The organism is Burkholderia sp. IMCC1007 (genome assembly GCF_027257875.1).
Lineage (GTDB): Bacteria > Pseudomonadota > Gammaproteobacteria > Burkholderiales > Burkholderiaceae > Burkholderia.
The window spans coordinates 1-1,840 of sequence record NZ_JAPVQY010000133.1 but is presented as its reverse complement, the minus strand read 5'-3'; the positions used below and the strand labels follow the sequence as shown (position 1 = coordinate 1,840).

Below are 1,840 nucleotides of genomic sequence, written 5' to 3'. Positions count from 1 at the left end.
TCCGGCGTGGCCGCCGTGCGCTCGCCCGCGCGCTGCCCCGCTGCAGCAGAAGCATGGCCGTTCGCCGCGCTGCCGGCGCGCGCGGCGGCGCTTGCCGCACGCGGCGCGACGTCGGACAGCTCGATCTCGCCGCCCAGGCGCACGGCCGCGCTGAATGCCAGGTACAGGCCGACCCCGTGCCCGCCCTGCGTGCTGTCGACCGGCATCGCGCCGAGCGATTCGCGCAGCGCGGCCGGAATGCCGGGCCCGTCGTCGCATACTTCGAATTCGATCTGTTCGGCCGACCGGTCGTTGTACGAGAGTCGCGCGGCCAGCGTCACGCGGTGCGGGCTGGCCCGCGCGGCGTTGTCGAGCAGGATCGTGAGAATCTGGCCGGCCGCGACCGTGTCGTGGAGCGTGACGCCCGACGGACGTGCGCCGAGCAGCTCGAACTGCACGTGCGGATGCCGCAGGCGCCAGTGCTCGACGAACGTGTCGAGCCAGTCGCCCACCGGCTGGCGGCTCGCGGGCGCGCTCGCACGGCTGCGCAGGCGCGCGAGCGCCGACGTGCAGAGCGTCATCTGCTCTTCGAGCACCTTCAGGTCGGCCTCATAGCGCGCGAGCCCCGGATCGGCACGCGCCGCGTCGCGCAATTCCTCTGCGAGCATCGCGATCGTCGACAGCGGCGTGCCCATTTCGTGCGCAACGGTGGCGGCCTGCACGCCGAGCGCGACCGCCCGCTCGTCGCGCAGCAGATGCGCCTGCGCTTCGCCGAGCGCCGCATCGCGCTGGCGCAGCGCGTTCGACATGCGCGCGACGAACCAGGCGATCAGCCCGACGCTGACCATGAAGTTCACCCACATCCCGGTGCGGTAGTAGTCGAACAGGTTCGCCGGGTTGTCCATGTTGAGCGGCACCGAATCGAAGCCGAGCGCCGCGTAGCACGCAACTGCGAACGCCGCGAGCCAGATCATCAGGTGCCACGGCAGCACGGCCGCCGCGATCGCGAGCGACGGCAGGTACAGCGACACGAACGGATTGGTCGTGCCGCCCGACAGGAACAGCAGCGCCGACAGCGCACCGAGGTCGACCCACAGCTGGCCGAGCAGCTCGAAATTGGTCTCGGGCCGCGCACGCAGCACCCGCACCCAGGTCAGCGCGTTGAAGACGATTTCGAGCACGATGACCATCAGCATCGCCGGCAACGGCAGATGCACGCCGAAATAGGTCTGCACGACGCCGATCGTCGCGAGCTGGCCGATGATCGCAAGGTTGCGCAGCCAGAACAGGTGGCTGAGGTTGACGCGCCCGGTGGTGGTGATTCGTTGCATCCGGCCAGTTTACCCGTTTAGCGCGCGACGCCTCTCGCGGGGCCGGATCGACGGCGGCGCACGCACGGGCCGCCGCACACCGACGCGTCGCCTTCGCGCCCCCGGGGCCATGCGCCCACGGTCAGCCGGGTGCGCCGGCCATGCGCTGCGCGATCTCGTCGGCGAGACACTCCGGGCAGCGGCAGCGCGCGCCGGCCGCGGGCGGCGCATCGCCGGGCAACACCGGCATCGACGCGCACCAGCAGTCGAACGGCTGCGTGCCGGCGCCGCAATCGAAGCCGCGCCCGCAGCGCGGGCAGCGCGCGCGGTGCGGGGCCGAACGGGCGGCGGCGGCGGAATCGGTCATGGCGCAATCGCGGAAGCGGGCATCACGTCGCCCTACGCGACAAGCATAGCGCGGCGCGCGGATTTTGCACGTCGGCCATCCGGCCGATGGGTGCCGCCGTCACGCCGGAACGCGCGCGGCGCACGCCCGCGCGCACCGCTGCCCCGTTCAGCGCCGCAACGCCCGGCGCCATAGCCGGCGGGCC

2 protein-coding genes are annotated in these 1,840 nt (G+C 72.4%); both read right to left on the bottom strand.

The annotated features are described in order from the left end of the window. A partial coding sequence (locus O1Q03_RS39895) for an ATP-binding protein (protein ID WP_269511633.1) occupies positions 1-1,310 on the bottom strand: 1,310 nt, incomplete at its 3' end. 121 nt (positions 1,311-1,431) lie between these two features. After that, positions 1,432-1,656 (bottom strand): cysteine-rich CWC family protein, encoded by a 225-nt coding sequence (locus O1Q03_RS39890; protein ID WP_269511630.1) that lies wholly within the window; start codon positions 1,654-1,656, stop codon positions 1,432-1,434. Between the last annotated feature and the right edge of the window lie 184 nt (positions 1,657-1,840).

Coding starts and splice junctions, on each gene's coding strand:
- O1Q03_RS39890 (WP_269511630.1), bottom strand. CDS start 1,656: ATGACCGATTCCGCCGCCGCCGCCCGTTCGGCCCCGCACCGCGCGCGC.